This is a genomic window from Agrobacterium sp. 22-209-1 (assembly GCF_053522485.1).
Map to the genome: position 1 here is coordinate 730,841 of NZ_JBNWCH010000001.1, position 16,170 is coordinate 747,010.

General features: G+C 59.4%; 12 protein-coding genes and 1 other RNA gene. 8 read left to right on the top strand and 5 right to left on the bottom strand.

The genetic code is table 11. The annotated features are described in order from the left end of the window. Positions 1-62 precede the first annotated feature (62 nt). The 5 genes from ACQZ48_RS03440 to ACQZ48_RS03460 all read right to left on the bottom strand — a co-directional run bounded on the left by ACQZ48_RS03440 (position 63) and on the right by ACQZ48_RS03460 (position 3,071). Positions 63-680: a 5-formyltetrahydrofolate cyclo-ligase gene (locus ACQZ48_RS03440; protein WP_269834075.1), complete on the bottom strand. Its 618-nt coding sequence runs from the start codon at positions 678-680 to the stop codon at positions 63-65. Next, positions 680-1,942, bottom strand: a complete 1,263-nt coding sequence (locus ACQZ48_RS03445) for a hemolysin family protein (protein WP_162520614.1) — start codon at positions 1,940-1,942, stop codon at positions 680-682. The genes ACQZ48_RS03440 and ACQZ48_RS03445 overlap by 1 nt, the downstream gene beginning before the upstream one ends. 230 nt (positions 1,943-2,172) lie before the next feature. Then, positions 2,173-2,331: non-coding RNA, 6S RNA (ssrS, locus tag ACQZ48_RS03450), on the bottom strand. A gap of 79 nt (positions 2,332-2,410) precedes the next feature. Beyond that, the gene (locus tag ACQZ48_RS03455; protein ID WP_077985290.1) at positions 2,411-2,788 is read right to left on the bottom strand and encodes a cell division protein ZapA; all 378 of its coding nucleotides are present in this window, start codon (positions 2,786-2,788) and stop codon (positions 2,411-2,413) included. A 10-nt stretch (positions 2,789-2,798) separates the two neighbouring features. Continuing rightward, entirely contained in the window at positions 2,799-3,071 is a 273-nt protein-coding gene (locus ACQZ48_RS03460; protein ID WP_035263131.1) for a DUF4164 domain-containing protein, read from the bottom strand. Between the two features lie 324 nt (positions 3,072-3,395). On the opposite strand from ACQZ48_RS03460, the gene tkt reads away from it, so the two are divergent. From tkt to ACQZ48_RS03500, 8 genes are all read left to right on the top strand, one after another. Continuing rightward, complete coding sequence (gene tkt, locus ACQZ48_RS03465) at positions 3,396-5,378, top strand: transketolase (protein WP_077985291.1); 1,983 nt, start codon at positions 3,396-3,398, stop codon at positions 5,376-5,378. Between the two features lie 62 nt (positions 5,379-5,440). Further along, the gene (gene gap / locus ACQZ48_RS03470) at positions 5,441-6,451 is read left to right on the top strand and encodes a type I glyceraldehyde-3-phosphate dehydrogenase (RefSeq protein ID WP_137411395.1); all 1,011 of its coding nucleotides are present in this window, start codon (positions 5,441-5,443) and stop codon (positions 6,449-6,451) included. A gap of 848 nt (positions 6,452-7,299) precedes the next feature. Then, complete coding sequence (locus ACQZ48_RS03475; protein WP_137411393.1) at positions 7,300-9,165, top strand: potassium/proton antiporter; 1,866 nt, start codon at positions 7,300-7,302, stop codon at positions 9,163-9,165. A 67-nt stretch (positions 9,166-9,232) separates the two neighbouring features. Beyond that, a complete protein-coding gene (locus ACQZ48_RS03480; protein WP_448728537.1) occupies positions 9,233-10,435 on the top strand; it encodes a phosphoglycerate kinase in 1,203 nt (400 codons plus the stop codon). Positions 10,436-10,626: 191 nt separating this feature from the next. Further along, a complete protein-coding gene (locus ACQZ48_RS03485; protein WP_003523197.1) occupies positions 10,627-11,652 on the top strand; it encodes a class I fructose-bisphosphate aldolase in 1,026 nt (341 codons plus the stop codon). A gap of 682 nt (positions 11,653-12,334) precedes the next feature. Continuing rightward, positions 12,335-14,212: a TRAP transporter large permease subunit gene (locus ACQZ48_RS03490; protein ID WP_448728584.1), complete on the top strand. Its 1,878-nt coding sequence runs from the start codon at positions 12,335-12,337 to the stop codon at positions 14,210-14,212. 66 nt (positions 14,213-14,278) lie between these two features. After that, a complete protein-coding gene (locus ACQZ48_RS03495) occupies positions 14,279-15,289 on the top strand; it encodes a TRAP transporter substrate-binding protein (protein WP_003520342.1) in 1,011 nt (336 codons plus the stop codon). A 76-nt stretch (positions 15,290-15,365) separates the two neighbouring features. Continuing rightward, positions 15,366-16,169 (top strand): SDR family NAD(P)-dependent oxidoreductase, encoded by an 804-nt coding sequence (locus ACQZ48_RS03500; protein ID WP_443387536.1) that lies wholly within the window; start codon positions 15,366-15,368, stop codon positions 16,167-16,169. Position 16,170: the final 1 nt, after the last annotated feature.

The window sequence follows — 16,170 nt, forward strand, 5'->3', positions numbered from 1 at the left end:
GATCTTGCGCATGTTTTAAAAATTCCGTCCCCTCTAGCGGGTAATCCATCTTTTAAAAAGTGCTAAAGCACCTTTTGCCCACCATCGGAGATCGATGACGGAGCGGAAAACCAGTGCAGGCCGCTTTCCGTCAGAATGGCGTGAAGCGGCACATCATGCGGCTCGGCCGGGACGGACGGCACTTCCTGACAATCAAAGGCGACGCCGATGAGAACAGGCCGACGGCCCCTGGCGTGCAACCGCGCGATGGCGCGGTCATAATGACCCGCGCCATAACCGACCCGCTGCCCTTTGCAATCGAAGACAGAAAGAGGCACGAGCAAAATGTCCGGATCGAGAACCGCCGCATCCTCGCCTGGCCCGGTCGTGCCGAAGCCGGTTTTCACCAGCGGCGTATCCGTTTCAAAGGCGCGGAAGACAATGGTTTCACGATCCAGCACAACGGGCAGGACAAGACGCCCGCCCCTTGTCCGCAACGCTTCCATCAGCGGCCGGGTATCGGCCTCGGAGCGGATCGGCATGAAACCGGAAATCACGACGCCCGGCGTGAAGGGGATGCCAGCGGAGCCATGGGCCGCAATGGACTGGCTTTTCTGCTGCCGTTCCGCGAGCGTCAGAGCATCGCGCACGGCGAGCCTTTCGCCGCGCAACCTTGCTTTTTCGGCAACGTCACCGGGCATCAGGCGGCCCTGCTCACGAGAACCTTGTCAATACGGTGGCCATCGAGATCGATGACCTCGAAACGCCAGCCATTGCGGGTGACGTGTTCGCCCAGTTCCGGAAGGCGCCGGAATTCGTCCAGAACCAGACCGGCAACGGTTTCGAACTCGGCATCTTCGTCGATCTGGAAGCCCATACGATCAGCGAACTCATCGGCGGGCATCCAGCCAGCGACGAGGAACGAACCATCCTCGCGCTCGACCATGGCCGGCTCCTCGTCATCATCTTCCTGGAAGGCTCCGGTGATGGCTTCCAGCACATCGCCGGAGCTGATGATGCCTTCGAAATGACCGTATTCGTCGTAGACCAGCACCATGTGCACGGTGGAGCGACGCAGGGACTGGATGACATCAACCGCGCTCGTCAGATCCGATACGACCGGAACTTCGCGCAGAAGCTCGCGAATATTGAGTTCCTTGCCGGAAGCCAGCGCATCGAAAGCGTCCTTGGCGAAAAGCACGCCGAGAATTTCATCGGAGGCGCCGTTGCGCACCGGCAGGCGCGAACGCTGCGTCTGGCGAAGCTGCTCGCGGATTTCCTCCGCGCTGTCTTCGATATCGACCACTTCCACATCGCGACGCGGCGTCATCAGGCCGCGCGCATTGCGGTCGGCAAGGCGCATGACGCTGGTGATCATCGCCGATTCCTCGGTCTCGATCACGCCGGCGCTGTGGGCTTCTGCCAGAACAGTGCGGATTTCATCGTCCGTCACCGAAGCGTTGGACTCACCGCTATGGCCAAGAATTGCCAGAACCACCTTGCCGGATTTATCCAGCAGCCACACGAGCGGCGCGCCGACACGTGAAAGCATCACCATCGTGGGCGCGACACGGGCGGCGATCTTTTCAGGATCGCGCAGGGCGATCTGCTTTGGCACCAGCTCGCCGACGATCAGCGACAGATAGGTAATGGCAACGACCACGGAGCCGACACCGATGGCATCGGCGGCACGATCGGGAACACCCTGCTCCAGAAGCCATCCGGTGAACCTGGCGCCAAGCGTGGCGCCGGAAAACGCACCGGAGAGAACGCCGACCAGCGTGATGCCGATCTGCACCGTGGAAAGGAACCGCCCGGGATTTTCGGAAAGGCCGAGCGCCATGGTGGCGCCCCTGCTGCCTTGCGCGGCAAGCACCTTAAGCCTCGCCGGTCTGGAGGAGACAACGGCAAGCTCGGACATGGCAAGCACACCGTTCAATACGGTGAGCAGGACCACGATCATAATTTCAGTAAACAAGTTTAGCTCTTTGGGCTGTTGAACGGCACGTCGCGGTTTTGACCGCAGCACCCTTTTTTAAAGGGCATGACAGACATACCATTCCGGATAATAGGGAATTGTTCCGCCATTGCAATGACGGCAATATAAAAAAGCCGCGTCCGGCAGTTATGAAAAATGACTGTCGAATATATCAAGAGTACAGGGAAGCCCGGGGGGTTGATCCGAAACTTCAAGCGCGATCCACGGCGACCGATGGAGATTTACGATCCTGGGCGCCTACAAAAGTAGGTGGGCACCGTGTGTCCAGCCCCACGGGACTGGCCAGGGACAGCTCCCTTTGGATCGAGTATGGCCCCAGGGATTGTGGTTCCTGTCGGGAAGCGCAGAACGCATCCCAGATATAGGACGGATCGGAGAAAACCGCCAGAGGGCAGCGCGCGAAATTTTGTCGCCTCAGAACCCTTCAGGCCATCAATGCGCGGCGGGCTTCGGCCGCGCCAGCAGTTTTTCGGTAATCCCGTTCAGGCGGTCGGCCAGATCGCCGATGGCGAGCGCCACCATTTCGTCCGATTTCGCTTGGTGCTCGGCCATGCCGTCGCGGTTTAGAGAAAGGGATGTAACCTCCCCTTCCAGCTTCTCGATCTTGCGATTGAGTTCGGACAACTCGTCCATCACCATGATGCCCGCCATGACGGTCAGGCGAAGATCGCCGATCTCACCGAACTGGCTCTTGAGATGCCCGACATAACGATCGAAGCGCGTGGCAAGATCGGTCAGGTGGTCTTCCTGTCCCGCCTCGCACGCCATGCGATAGGCCTTGCCGTCGATCATAACAGTGACTTGGGCCATGAAACCGCTCCTATCGATCCAGCACCGCGCGGATCGTCTCCATGGCCGTTACCAGCCGGCGGGAAACCTCGCGATTGACTTCTTCAAGACGGTTGGCGCGAAACTCGGCCTGATCAAGCTCGTGTGCGAGCCTGGCGCGGTCGACATGGACCCGCTTGACCTCATTGTCGATTTCGCCCGTCTCCCTTTGCCGCTCGATACGCATATCGATGGCGTTTTCGAGATTTGTGATGGCAGCATTCAGCTCCGTCAGCGCAGATTGTACGGTCTTGTCAGCCGACATCGTTTTTTCCAACTCGCACGCCACCGGCCGAATCGTCCGGTTTCAGGCCTTTTCAACATCCAAGAGGTTATTACCCGATTTACCATCCCGTCAATCAAACCAGTGCATTGAGGCGTTTTGCTCTGTGGATGAACGAAGAAGCACTAGCCTCTGTCGCATGAATTTTATCGTGACAGCCGATTTTCTAAACGATTTTTATCTTCGGACGAACCGCAAACGCCCGTGGATTTATTGACTTGCCGGCCTCACCTGCTATGGATCAACCCGCTTTTTGGATAGTTGCGTAAAACTATCTCCTTTCACCCGGAAACAGACGGAAAAGCCATGATTTCTCGCGACAAACACAACCGGATGGCAAATGCGATCCGCTTTCTTGCCATGGATGCAGTGGAGAAGGCCAATTCAGGCCATCCCGGTCTGCCGATGGGCGCCGCCGATGTCGCCACCGTTCTCTTCACCCGTTACCTGAAATTCGATCCCAAGGCTCCGCTCTGGGCGGATCGCGACCGCTTCGTGCTATCGGCAGGGCATGGCTCGATGCTGCTTTACTCGCTGCTCTATTTGACGGGCTACGAGGACATGACGATCGACGAGATCAAGCGTTTCCGTCAGTTCGGCTCCAAGACCGCCGGCCACCCCGAATATGGCCATGCGACCGGCATTGAAACGACGACCGGCCCGCTCGGCCAGGGCATCGCCAACGCCGTCGGCATGGCAATCGCCGAACGCAAGCTGGAAGAGGAATTCGGCTCCGACCTGCAGAGCCACTTCACCTATGTCCTGTGCGGCGACGGCTGCCTCATGGAAGGCATCAGCCACGAAGCCATCGCTCTTGCCGGCCATCTCAAGCTCAACAAGCTCGTTCTGTTCTGGGATGACAACAACATCACCATCGACGGCGAAGTCGGCCTGTCCGACAGCACCGACCAGATCGCCCGCTTCCAGGCCGTTCACTGGAACACCATCCGCGTCGATGGCCACGATCCGGACGCGATTGCCGCCGCCATCGAAGCCGCACAGAAATCCGACCGCCCGACCTTCATCGCCTGCAAGACCGTCATCGGTTTCGGCGCGCCCAACAAGCAGGGCACCCACAAGGTTCACGGCAACCCGCTCGGCGCAGAAGAAATCGCCGCCGCCCGCAAGAGCCTGAACTGGGAAGCCGAAGCCTTCGTCATTCCGGAAGATGTGCTCGACGCATGGCGTCTCGCCGGCCTGCGCTCCACCAAGACCCGCCAGGACTGGGAAGCTCGCCTCGAAGCAACCGAGACGGCCAAGAAGGCCGAGTTCAAGCGCCGCTTCGCCGGTGACCTGACGGGCAACTTCGACAGCTCGATCGACGCCTTCAAGAAGAAGATCATCGAAAACAACCCGACCGTTGCGACCCGCAAGGCCTCGGAAGACTCGCTCGAAGTCATCAACGGCGTGCTGCCAGAAATGATCGGCGGCTCTGCTGACCTCACGCCGTCCAACAACACCAAGACCAGCCAGATGAAGTCCATCACCCCGACGGATTTCTCCGGTCGTTACCTGCATTACGGCATCCGCGAACACGGCATGGCCGCTGCCATGAACGGTATCGCACTGCATGGCGGTCTCATTCCCTATGCCGGCGGCTTCCTGATCTTCTCGGACTACTGCCGTCCGTCGATCCGTCTGGCTGCCCTCATGGGCATCCGCGTCGTCCACGTCCTGACGCATGATTCCATCGGCGTTGGCGAAGACGGCCCGACCCACCAGCCGGTCGAGCAGATCGCAGCTCTGCGCGCGATCCCGAACCTGCTCGTCTTCCGCCCGGCGGATGAAACCGAGACGGCGGAATGCTGGCAGCTGGCTCTCGAGCAGAAGCACCGTCCCTCGGCGCTGGCGCTTACCCGCCAGAATCTGGCTCCTTCGCGCAAGGAATATGAAGAGAAGAACCTCTCGGCTTACGGCGCTTACGAAATCGTCTCCGCCAGCGACGCCAAGGTTTCAATCTTCGCATCCGGCTCGGAAGTCGAAGTGGCGCTGAAGGCCGCCGCAACGTTGAAGGACAACGGCGTTTCCGTCCGTGTCGTTTCCGTTCCCTGCTTCGAACTTTTCAAGGAACAGCCGGAAACCTATCGCAACGCCATCATCGGCAAGGCTCCGGTCAAGATCGCGGTCGAAGCCGCCATCCGCCAGGGCTGGGATTACTTCATCGGCAACGATGGTGCATTCGTCGGCATGCACTCCTTTGGAGCTTCCGCGCCAGCGAAGGATCTCTTCAAGCACTTCGGTATCACGGCGGAAGCCGTCGTCGCCGCAGTCGAGGCAAAACTTGCGTGAGGGCTTCAAAAGCCCTTACCACTCCGCAAAGACCACGCCCATTTTTGTTCGGGAGACTGTAAATGACTGTAAAAGTTGCCATTAACGGCTTCGGCCGCATCGGCCGTAACGTCCTGCGCGCCATCGTCGAATCCGGCCGCACCGATATCGAAGTCGTCGCCATCAACGACCTCGGCCCGGTGGAGACCAACGCCCACCTGCTGCGCTACGATTCGATCCACGGCAAGTTCCCGGCCGAAGTGAAGGTCGAAGGCGACACGATCACCGTCGGTGGCGGCAAGCCGATCAAGGTGACCGCCGTTCGCGATCCGGCAACGCTGCCGCACAAGGAACTCGGCGTCGATATCGCGCTGGAATGCACCGGCATCTTCACCGCCCGCGACAAGGCCGCCGCTCACCTGACGGCCGGCGCAAAGCGGGTCATCGTGTCCGCTCCGGCTGACGGCGCGGACCTGACAGTCGTCTTCGGCGTCAACGACGACCAGCTGACCAAGGATCACCTCGTCATTTCCAATGCGTCCTGCACCACCAACTGCCTCGTGCCGGTCGTGAAGGTTCTCGATGACGTCGTCGGTATCGATCATGGCTTCATGACCACGATCCACTCCTACACCGGCGACCAGCCGACGCTGGACACGATGCACAAGGATCTGTACCGCGCCCGCGCCGCAGCCCTGTCCATGATCCCGACTTCGACCGGCGCCGCCAAGGCCGTTGGCCTCGTTCTGCCGCACCTCAAGGGCAAGCTGGACGGCACGTCGATCCGCGTTCCGACTCCGAATGTTTCGGTTGTCGACTTCAAGTTCATTGCCAAGCGCGCCACCACGGTTGAAGAAATCAACGAAGCCATCAAGACTGCCGCCAATGGCAAGCTGAAGGGTATCCTCGGCTACACCGACGAGCCGCTGGTTTCCCGCGATTTCAACCACGACAGCCATTCCTCGATCTTCGCAATCGACCAGACCAAGGTCATGGAAGGCAATTTCGTGCGCATCCTGTCCTGGTACGACAACGAGTGGGGCTTCTCCAACCGTATGTCGGACACGGCTGTCGCATTCGCGAAGACCATCTAAGCAGGCGTCGCGTCCATAAAAAGAACCGGCAGGAGCAATCCTGCCGGTTTTTGTTTGCCTGAAAAATGCCGACGGGAGTGAGGGATCCCGCCGGCGTCGATCCCGAAGCAAGGCGGAGCGCTTCGGATCGAAAACCGTCACCGGCCGATTGACGATGCAAGCCGTCCCTCATCCAGCCGCAAGAGGCGCGCGCATTCGTCATTTTCTATTGTTGATAACGACCGGACCCGAGTTCCCGGCGCTGCTCCAGATCGTATCGAAAGTCTGTTGCCTCAATTCGCTTTGCTGCATGGAGAGTTTCATCATGCAGTCGGCGAAATCCCGCTAGCCTTCGTAGTAGCCGAAGACGCGGCAGCGCTCTCGTTGCGCGGCCATGTTTGCCGCCGTCTGCTCCGTACTCGAGCAACCCGAAACTATCGGGCCGGCGGCCAGTAGTATTATAAAGGTAGTTATCCGTTTCATCCGATCGCTCCGGTAATGAAAAAAGCAATTCGGAGGCGAGAACTAACCCAGCTGCATTGTCTCTATGTTACGTTGAAACACGGGTAGGTGAATTGTTTTTGCGGGGTATGCGCCGCGTCTCCACGCCTTGCATTTTTCCCTGCAGCCGGAAAAAATCTGATTCCCTGCCTTTGTCTGGTCCATTTTGGGACTGACAAGAAACACAGGGATAATGGTCGTGCGCAATGCACTGCGGCCCTGCCGTATCATTCGATACACCCCGCCTTGCATCGTCTTTCAACGCCGCCCGAAACAGCGCTGACAGACCGCAACCCGTGGCGCATTGACTGCAAACGCGCAGAGCCATCATCGCAGCGGCCAAGGCGGTTTGAGTAAGGCGGGTGGACGTGGAATCATTTTATCTTCTGTTGCTGGTCGCAACTGTTCTCGTTCTCGTCGCCGCGTTTTCGAGCCTCATCGCCTTCCGCTTCGGCGCGCCTCTCCTCCTGCTTTTCCTGATGATCGGCCTTGCAGCCGGCGTGGACGGCCTCGGCATCCAATTCGCCAACAATCCGTTGGCCTATATGCTTGGCTCGCTGGTGCTTGCCGTCATCCTCTTCGATTCCGGTTTCGGCACGTCCATCCAGTCCTTCCGGCTTTCGGCCGCACCCGCCGTCACTCTCGCCACAGTCGGCGTCATCCTCACATCCGTCTTTTTTGCGGGTGCAGCGGCGCTTTTGCTCGGGCTTTCCTGGCTAGAAGGACTGCTGCTTGGCGCCATCGTCGCCTCCACCGATGCGGCGGCCGTATTCTTCCTGCTGCGCATCGGCGGCATCCACATACGCGATCAGGTTCGTTCGACGCTGGAAGTCGAATCCGGCACCAACGATCCGATGGCGATCTTCCTCACCATTGCCTTGGTTGAAATCATCGCCAAGGGTCAGGGATTGGCCGGCATCGACAGCGGCTTTCTGCTGCTTTTCATCGAGCAGATGGGGCTTGGCGTGATTTTCGGCCTGCTCGGCGGCGTCATGATCGCCACCGTCGTCAATCGGTTCGCCGCCGACCGCGGACTGGCTCCAATTTTCGTGCTCGCACTGGCGCTGCTGGTCTTCTCTTTCACCGGTACAATTGGCGGCAGCGGTTTTCTGGCGGTCTATGTGGCTGGCATCGTTGCCGGCAACCGCCGGATTTTCGCCAAGGAAACCATCCGCCGTTTCCATGAGGGGCTGACCTGGCTTGCGCAGATCATCATGTTCTTGATGCTCGGCCTGCTCGCCACCCCGTCGCAATTTCCGGCGATCGCCATTCCGGCCGTGCTGCTCGCGCTTTTCCTCATCTTCGTCGCCCGCCCGCTTGCGGTCTGGCTGAGCCTCATGCCCTTCAATTATACCCAGCAGGAAACCTCCTTCGTGGCATGGGTGGGCCTGCGCGGCGCCGTCTCCATCCTGCTCGCCATCATGCCCATTCTCGGCGGGCTGGACGATGCGCAGATTTATTTCAACGCCGCCTTCATCATCGTGCTGGTGTCACTTCTCGTGCAAGGCTGGACCATCAAGCCCGTGGCGACACGGCTCGGACTGATCGTGCCGCCGCGCATGGGCGAGGTGGACAAGCTGGAGGTCGATCTTCCCGGCACGGCCAATCATGAACTGATCTCCTACCGGGTCGCGAAGGGCAGCGCCATCATGCAGGGCGAGCGCATTCCACGCTGGGCCATGCCTTCGCTGGTGGTGCGCGACGGCAAGTCGATCCGCTATCAATATGCCGGGCGGCTGCGGGAGAACGATCTCGTCTACCTCTTCATCGCACCGGGCTATTCCCGCCTGATCGATCGGCTGTTCGCCAGCGCCCTGCCGGTTGCCGATGACGACGCCGAGTTCTTCGGCACCTTCGCGATCTCACCCGCCCGCCCGGCGAAGGAGCTGGACGCGGCCTATGGTCCCGGTTTGCTATCGGCCGCCGAACAGACGATGAGCGTTGCAGAATTGATCGAAGCACGCCTTGCCGGCAAGGCTGCTTACGCCGACCGCGTGCGCCTCGGCTCCATCGTTCTGATCGTTCGCACATTGGACGAACACGAGGTGATAACCGGGGTGGGCATCTCCCTCGAACCGGTAGAACCGGCCACCAGCCTGCCGATCTTCATCAGCTTTTCGGAAATCCTCAACCGTGTGCGCCATTATCTCGCAGAGAAGCGCCAGCCGCGCCCCGCCGGCTTGGAAGAAAGCACCCCGGCACCTGCCAATACAGTGAGAGAAAATGAGACCTGACCCGCTTGCGTCGGCATTCAGGCATAGTATGGTCCGTGCCGAACTCGCAACAAATCAGGATCGACCTATGCCCGCTTTCAAGACCCTCGACGACCTCAACGACATTGCCGGAAAGCGCGTTCTCGTCCGCGTTGATCTCAACGTGCCGGTCGCGGATGGCAAGGTGACGGACGCAACCCGTATCGAACGTGTTGCGCCGACCATTCTGGAGCTGTCCTCCAAGGGTGCGAAAGTCATCCTGCTCGCTCATTTCGGCCGTCCGAAGGGCGAACCGGTCGCCGACATGTCGCTCTCCCAGATCGTGCCCGCCGTCGAGGAAGTGCTGGATCACGCCGTTTCCTTCGCGACCGACTGCATCGGCGTACCGGCGGCGGACGCCGTCGCGAAACTGAACGACGGCGATATCCTGCTTCTGGAAAACACCCGCTTCCACAAGGGCGAGGAAAAGAACGATCCCACCTTCGTCGAGGCGCTGGCGGCCAACGGCGATGTCTATGTGAACGACGCTTTCTCCGCCGCCCACCGCGCCCACGCCTCCACCGAAGGACTTGCGCGCCACCTGCCCGCTTATGCCGGACGCACCATGCAGGCCGAGCTAGAGGCGCTGGAAAAGGGTCTTGGCCAGCCGGTCCGTCCGGTGGTCGCCATCGTCGGCGGCGCCAAGGTTTCGAGCAAGATCGATCTCTTGATGAACCTCGTCAAGAAGGTCGACGCCCTCGTCATCGGCGGTGGCATGGCCAACACCTTCCTCGCCGCACGCGGCACAAATGTTGGCAAATCACTCTGCGAGCATGATCTGGCCGAGACCGCAAAGCAGATCATGATCGAGGCGGCGACATCCGGCTGCGCCATCGTGCTGCCGGAAGATGGCGTGGTGGCTCGCGAATTCAAGGCTGGTGCGGCCAATGAAATCGTCGATATCAACGCCATTCCCGCCGACGCCATGGTTCTCGATGTCGGCCCGAAATCGGTGGAAAGCATCAAGGCCTGGATTTCCCGTGCGGAAACGCTGGTCTGGAACGGCCCGCTCGGCGCCTTTGAAATCGAGCCCTTTGATGCAGCGACTGTGGCTGCGGCAAAACATGCCGCCGAATGCACGAAGGCCGGCAAGCTCGTCTCCGTTGCAGGCGGTGGTGATACCGTCGCGGCGCTCAACCATGCCGGTGTTTCGGACGATTTCTCCTATGTATCCACGGCCGGCGGCGCCTTCCTCGAATGGATGGAAGGCAAGGAACTGCCGGGCGTTGCCATCCTCTCCGCCGCCAAGTAAACTTATCTAACTTGCCTGACACAAGGCCGGACAAGCCATGCTTGTCCGGCCTTGTTTTTTGGTAAGTGCACGCGGGAGGAAAAGTTTCAAACGATTGAAATGATTTCAATCGTTTCAATGAGTTAGCGTGCCATTTCCCTGCCCTGGAACTTCTGTTATCGGAAATTTATTGTGCCTTGGGAGAATAGCAAATGACCGAACGTCTCGAAGACATCGCAATCAAAATGGTCGCCGACGGCAAGGGCCTGCTCGCCGCCGACGAATCCACGGGAACGATCAAAAAGCGTTTCGACAGCATCAATCTGGAGTCGACCGAGACCGCCCGCCGCGATTATCGCGAAATGCTGTTCCGTTCCGACGACGCCATGAAGAAATACATCTCCGGCGTCATCCTCTATGAAGAGACCCTGTTCCAAAAGGCCGCCGACGGCACGCCTTTCGTGGATATCATCAAGGCGGCCGGCAGCCTGCCGGGCATCAAGGTGGATATTGGCGCCAAGCCTATGGCTTTCCACCCGCATGAATTCATCACCGAAGGCCTCGACGGTCTTTACGAGCGCCTGCGTAAATATCATGAAGCCGGTGCCCGCTTCGCCAAGTGGCGCGGCGTGATCACTATCGGTGAACAGCGTCCGAGCTGGGGCTCTATCAAGGCAAACTCCCAGTCGCTCGCCCGTTACGCCGCGCTCTGCCAGCAGGCGGACATCGTGCCAATCGTCGAGCCGGAAGTGCTGATGGACGGCGAGCCCGGCACGCATGACATCGACCGCTGTGCGGAAGTTACGCAATGGGTTTTGCAGACCGTGTTTGCGGATCTGTTCGACGCCCGCGTGAACCTTGAAGGCATGATCCTCAAGCCGAACATGATCATCGACGGCAAGAAGGCCCGCAAGGCTTCCGTCGAGGAAGTGGCGGAAAAGACCGTGAAGGTTCTGAAGGCCACCGTGCCCTCGGCCGTTCCGGGCATCGCCTTCCTCTCCGGCGGCCAGTCCTCCGAAGAGGCGACGGCGCATCTCTCCGCCATGAATGCCGGCTACGACCTGCCCTGGTCGCTGACCTATTCCTACGGCCGCGCGCTTCAGGATACGGCCCTCAAGACCTGGGGCGGCAAGCAGGAAAACGTCGCCGCCGGCCAGCGCGCCTTCACGCACCGCGCCGCGATGAACAGCCTCGCCGCCAAGGGCAACTGGAAACAGGAACTCGAAAAGGCCGCCTGAGGCTGACAGAGAACACCAGATAAACAGCAGCCGCCCCAACGGGCGGCTGTTGCGTTTGATAAAGCAAGATCATCCGTACTCCGTCACACGGACCCAATCGTCTTTCATTTTACCTGACTGATAATTCTCAACCGTTTTGATTGTGCATCGCTACCTGCGTGGAAGCATGTCCACCATGGGCAGCCTTATCCGCTGAAGCCGTGCGACCTGACGACTTTATGACCGTCATTGCCGCAATAGACAGCGGATGCGCTCCCCGGCTTCTCCAGCGCATAGCGCCAGACAATCCGGATCGCCCGGCACCATAAGCGCTTTCGTCTCGACGGGCTCTCGAAAAGCCCCGGAAATTGCTGCGTACTCGTTACCTCACAGATGAATTTCAATCAATTACAACACGATCCACTATGTGGACCTGTAAACATGCAATGAAAACCACGCAATACTGCATTTATACAGTTGATTTTGGCAATTTTCCTGTGTATCCCGAATGCACAGTTATTTAACGGTCCATATTGTGGAGGCAATATACCGCTAGTTTCAGGCTTTTGGAGGGGTCTCGCCGGTCTGGCAATGACAGATATATCCTGATGCTCAGGCCACGATTACGGCCTCGGCGTGGGTAAAATTCTCTTTGTCTGCCGCAGTCCGTTGCGAAGGTTGTTCTGTGGGAGAGGAGGCCCCGATAACCATGACCGCAAACGCGAATGACGACGTATTTGTACTCGATGGAGAGCTTTTGCATACCGGCCCGGTAACAGGCTCGTGGTTCATGCGACCCATTGAGGCCGTGGCGGCGGTGCTGCTGGCGGTGATGATCGGCCTGCTTCTGCTGGGCGTGGCGTCGCGTTATGCCCTGCATTTGCCAATCGTCTGGATCGATGAAACGGCGTCGTTGAGCTTCCTGTGGTTTGCCATGCTGGGTGCGGCAATTGCCATCGACCGCAGCGAACATCTGCGCCTGACGCTGTTTCTCAACATGTTTCCGCAGCGCATTCTCGGCTATGTCAATTCGCTCGCCCTTGTGCTGGTGGCGACATTTCTTGCGGCCATTATCAAGCCGGCGATAGAATATGCCATTGAGGAATGGGTCGTTACCTCGGCGGCGCTGAATATTCCAATGTCCTTCCGCGCCGCGGCATTGCCGGTTGGCTGCTGTCTTATGCTGCTGCTGGTTCTCAACAACCTCTTCCGCAGGGAAAATCTGCGGGACATCGTCGCAGCCATTGTCACCGTCGCGGTCGCCTCCGGCCTGCTCTATCTGGCATCGCCGACGCTCGAAACTTTCGGCAATTTCAATCTGGCGATCTTCCTCGGCCTGTTCGTGGCGTTGTTTCTCGTGCTGGGCGTACCGATCGCCTTCTGTTTCGGCCTTGGAACCCTCGCCTACCTGACCTTTACCACCTGGGTTCCGACCATCGTGATGATCGGGCGCATCGACGAAGGCATGTCGGGCATCATCCTATTGTCGGTTCCTGTTTTTGTGCTGCTGGGCTGCGTGCTCGACGCCACCGGCATGGGCAAGGCGATTGTGGAGCTGCTATCCTCGATGTTCGGCCACATTCGCGCGGGCATGTCCTATGTGCTGCTCGGCTCGCTGTTTCTGGTCTCGGGCATTTCCGGCTCCAAGGTTTCGGATATGGCGACGGTTGCACCGGCGTTGTTTCCCGAAATGAAGCGTCGCGGTCACAAGCCCAAGGAAATGATTGCGCTTCTGGCCACCGGCGCCGCTATGGCCGATACGGTTCCGCCCTCCATCGTGCTGATCGTTCTCGGTTCGGCCGCTGGCGTGTCGATTGCAGGCCTCTTCACCTCCGGCTTCATGATCGCCATGGTGCTGCTTCTGGTGCTGGCCGTTCTGGCCCGCTGGAAGGCGCGCCATGAAAACATGGAAGGCGCAAAACGCACCCCATGGCCACTGGTGGGCAAGGCGGCCCTGATTGCCGCCCCGGCGCTGGTTTTGCCCTTCCTCATCCGCAGTCTGGTCGGCGGCGGCGTGGCGACGGCAACCGAGGTTTCCACCATTGCCGTACTCTATGCCTTGATCATCGGCGCGGTACTTTACGGCGGCATCAGCTTCAAAAAGCTCTATTCGATGCTGGTGGAGACGGCAGCCCTCTCCGGCGCGATCCTGCTGATCCTCGGCTGCGCCTCGGCGATGGCCTGGGGGCTGACGCAGAGCGGCTTTGCCTTCCAGCTGACCGCGATGATCACCGATCTGCCGGGCGGCTGGATGACCTATATGGTCGTGTCGATCCTGATTTTCATGATCCTCGGTTGCGTGCTGGAAGGCCTGCCGGCAATCGTATTACTTGCACCGATCATGTTCCCCATCGCCCGCACACTCGGCATCAACGACATCCATTATTCGATGGTCGTGGTGGTCGCCATGAATATCGGCCTGATGGCACCGCCCATCGGCATCGGTTTCTATATCGCCTGCAAGATTGGCAACGTCTCGCCTGATGAGGCCATGGGCGCCATCTGGCCCTATCTTGCAGCCATGGTCATCGGTCTGCTGCTGATTGCAGCAATTCCGGGCTTCTCGACAGTTCTGCTCTGAGACCGTGGCGGGTCCATCCGCCACGCCGATGAATGACATATGCTTTTATTTTGGGAGGAGAAAGCAATGAATATCAACAGACGTACCGTGTTGGCCGGCGCCGGTTCCGCCGTTCTTGCCACCGCTTTTGTGTCGCGCGCCCGCGCTGCGCAATTCAATTATAAATATGCCAACAACCTGCCTGCCGCGCACCCCATGAACATCCGCGCCAAGGAGGCGGCTGACCGTATCGCCAAGGAAACCGACGGCCAGGTGAATATCAACATCTTCCCCAGCAGCCAGTTGGGCGCTGATACCGATGTGTTGAGCCAGGTACGTTCGGGCGGTGTTGAATTCTTTACGCTTTCGCCACTGATCCTCTCGACGCTGGTGCCGAATGCATCCATCAGCGGCATCGGCTTCGCCTTCCCGAACTACGATTCGGTATGGGCGGCCATGGATGGCGATCTCGGCAAATATGTGCGCGGCGAAATCGCCAAGCAGAACCTCGTTGCCATGGACACGATCTGGGATAACGGTTTCCGCCAGATCACCAGCGCTTCGAAGCCCATCGCCACGCCGGCCGATCTCGAAAGCTTCAAGATTCGCGTGCCGGTCAGCCCGCTCTGGACCTCGATGTTCAAGGCGTTCAAATCTGCCCCTGCCTCGATCAATTTCGCTGAAGTCTACACCGCCTTGCAGACCGGCGTTGTCGATGGCCAGGAAAACCCGCTGGCGATCATTTCCACCGCCAAGCTGTTCGAAGTGCAGAAATTCTGCTCGGTTACGAACCATATGTGGGACGGCTTCTGGTTCCTGGCAAACAAGCGCGCCTGGGAGCGCCTGCCCGATGACCTGCGCGCCATCGTTGCCAAAAACCTCAATCAGGCCGGCAAGGACGAGCGAGCCGATGTGGCGAAACTCAACGCCTCGGTGAAGGAAGACCTGATTGCCAAGGGCATGACCTTCAACGACACGGACGCCTCACTCTTCCGCGCAACCCTCAAGGAAGCCGGTTTCTATTCCGAATGGAAGGGCAAATATGGCGATGAGGCCTGGGCCATTCTCGAAAAGGCCGTTGGCGCCAGCCTGACCTGATCGGTCCGCTGAATAGCTGGCCCCGCGTCAGGCGGGGCCGACCCGACTATTTCTGACGATTGTAATGGAGACTGTTTTGACAGGTCGCCTGACGGGAAAACGCGCCATTGTTTTTGGCGCAGGATCATCTGGTCCGGGTTTCGGCAATGGCAAGGCCGCGGCCATGCAATTTGCCCGCGAAGGCGCGCGTGTGGCCTGTGTCGACCTCTCCGTTGACGCGGCCGAGGAAACCGCACAGATCATTCGAGGCGAAGGTTTCGAGGCGATTGCGATTGCTGCCGATGTGACGAAACTCGATTCCGTATCGGCCACGGTTGCTCGGACCTGCGAGGTCTTCGGCGGCATCGATATCCTGCACAATAATGTCGGCGTGACCCATATGGGCGGCCCGGTCGAGCTGGATGAGGAACGCTTTCGAGCCTCGGTCGATCTCAATATCGGCTCCGTTTATCGCACCGCCAAGGCCGTACTGCCGGTAATGCTGGCGCAAGGCGGCGGGGCCATCGTCAACATCTCCTCGCTCGCCTCCATTCGCTGGACCGGCTATCCCTATTTTGCCTATTACGCCATGAAAGCCGCCGTAAACCAGGCGACCGTGGCGCTGGCCATGCAATATGCCCGCCAAGGCATTCGCGCCAATTGCGTTCTGCCCGGAATGATCGATACGCCGCTGATCTACAAGCAGATCAGCAATCAATATGCCTCCGTCGAAGATATGGTGGCGGCGCGCAATGCCGCGGTCCCGGTCGGGCGCATGGGCGATGCCTTCGATATCGCCCATGCGGCAGTCTTTCTGGCATCCGATGAAGCCAAGTTCATCACCGGCGTCTGCCTGCCGGTCGATGGTGGGCAAAGCTGTGCGGTGGGAGCGTTCTCCTGAT